Genomic DNA, 1,846 nt, shown 5'->3' on the forward strand with positions numbered 1-1,846 from the left:
AATCAACTGCCTATAGATATGGGAAATTGTCCGATATCTTATCGGGGCAGAGTTGAGATAGTAGAGCGCGAGTGGCAGTGCCGCGGAGGGCAGAGCCGCCAGCTGGTACCTGACGTCGTTGCCCAACCCGAGTGCCAGACGCAGTACATCAAGCGCGGCCCGCGGAAATGCATAGGGCTCCATCACTTCGAGCTGGACAATCCCGGCGTTTCCGTAGCTTGCCTCCCTGCCCGGTTGCCGACGGTCAATGATGATGACCTCATGCCCGCCTTCTTGCAGGGCAAGTGCTGTCGTCACACCGACGATGCCGGCGCCGAGGATCGCAAACTCACTCATCGGCAAGTCAAACGCTACAGTCCTGCGCGATGACAGCTATTTCAATCAGCGCGTCGATGACCAACTCGCTAACCACAGTGACACGGACCGGCAGCGGATGGTGACTGAAGAAAGCGCGATACACCTGGTTGAAGGCGGAGAAATCGTCCTTGCGCACCAGGTAGCAGGTACAGGAGAGGATATCGCGTCGCGATAATCCACTAGTGCCAAGGGTGGCCTCGATCCGCCGCAGAACGTTTTGGGTTTGCTGCACAATGTCGCCGGAGATTTTTCCAGTGTCATCGAAGCCGAGTTCGCCCGAGAGGTAGACTGTATCGCCGGCACGGCGAAGGTTTGAGAACGGCAGTGTGGAAGCGGTCATGACAGGTCCTTGGAAGGATCGGCGCGGCGGCGCTCTTTTGGGTTCGCTAGCGAGCAAACAGGTTCTGCCGTCGCAGGACGTTAATACAGGATGGAGCCCGCTCCGAGGCGAGCAGGCTTCCAGTTCCAGCGGCAATCAACGAGAGGTCGTCTCCGCGCCCTTATCCATGGAGAAACTGAGCTGGCTGTAGATCGCTCTGTCCTTGTCGAAATAGCGCGCCCATTCACGGTCCCCGAATGAGAAATGCCACCATTCGCCGTCAAATGGCGCAAAGCCGGCGCGAAGCATGCAGAACCTGAGCGTCTGTCGATTGCGCCAGTGCTCTCTCTTGATGAATGGCGAAAAGACGTAGGTGTCCGGGCAATCCTCGCCCAGTTCAGTGCCCATAGCGAGCGCCTGACCGTTCGATTGAATGATCCGGACGTCGACCGCGCCGCCGGTCGGGTGCCCTGCTACCTCCGGTACGGCCGAGAAACGGTGAGCCGCCTCCTTCAGCGCTTCACCAGACAGGGAGGGAGTTCTTTGCTGCACGTGCTGGATCTGATCCTGGAATTGCTGGCGCTGCACATCGAGATGCCGATAGCCACAGACAACCTCCAGGTCGTAATCTTGTGCGATTTCGCGGAGCGCGCGTTGCGCCACATCCAGCATCGGAACCACACGCGACCGGACGAAGATCTGGTCTCCCGTGTGTACTTTCATCGTACTGTCTACGGCGAGGACTTTGCCTGAGAACTCGGGGCCGATCGCAATCAGGGGCTCGTCATTGTCCTCCACCGGCACTGCGGCCAATTCCGTGTATGTCAGGAAATGCCGCTCAAGGGCAGCATAGCAGGCGTCCTGCGTGTTCATGTAATTTTGCTCCTCGCAATTCTAGATCAAGGGATGGTGACAGGCGGCTTGCTGTCCGCTGGCGATAGTCATCAGGGGCGGCAATAATTGGCGGCACAGGTCAGTGGCGCGTGGACAGCGTGCTGCGAATGAACAGCCGGGCGGGATATCATAGCCACTGGGGACTTCACCCGAAAGCCGGGCGACCTTGCGTCGTTGCTTGGGGTCGGGCTCGTATGTGCTGTCGAACAGGGCCTGCGTGTAGGGGTGGCAAGGCTTGGCGTTGCTCGCCATCACCTCGACCACACGGCCCAGATA

The 1,846-nt window shown here is 59.0% G+C and carries 4 protein-coding genes; all 4 read right to left on the bottom strand.

The features are described 5' to 3' along the window. Positions 1 to 336, bottom strand: a 336-nt coding sequence (locus EOA22_RS32110; RefSeq protein WP_127390531.1) for an FAD-dependent oxidoreductase, incomplete at its 3' end; no start/stop codon positions are given. Positions 337 to 343: 7 nt separating this feature from the next. Then, positions 344 to 697 carry a RidA family protein gene (locus EOA22_RS32115; protein WP_063170694.1) on the bottom strand — a complete coding sequence of 118 codons (354 nt, stop codon included), beginning with the start codon at positions 695 to 697 and terminating at the stop codon, positions 344 to 346. A 135-nt stretch (positions 698 to 832) separates the two neighbouring features. Continuing rightward, entirely contained in the window at positions 833 to 1,549 is a 717-nt protein-coding gene (locus tag EOA22_RS32120) for a M15 family metallopeptidase (RefSeq protein WP_063170695.1), read from the bottom strand. A gap of 21 nt (positions 1,550 to 1,570) precedes the next feature. Continuing rightward, positions 1,571 to 1,846, bottom strand: a 276-nt coding sequence (locus tag EOA22_RS32125; RefSeq protein ID WP_348629519.1) for an oligopeptide/dipeptide ABC transporter ATP-binding protein, incomplete at its 5' end; no start/stop codon positions are given.

This window comes from Mesorhizobium sp. M7A.F.Ca.US.014.04.1.1 (assembly GCF_003998745.1).
Lineage (GTDB): Bacteria > Pseudomonadota > Alphaproteobacteria > Rhizobiales > Rhizobiaceae > Mesorhizobium > Mesorhizobium ciceri.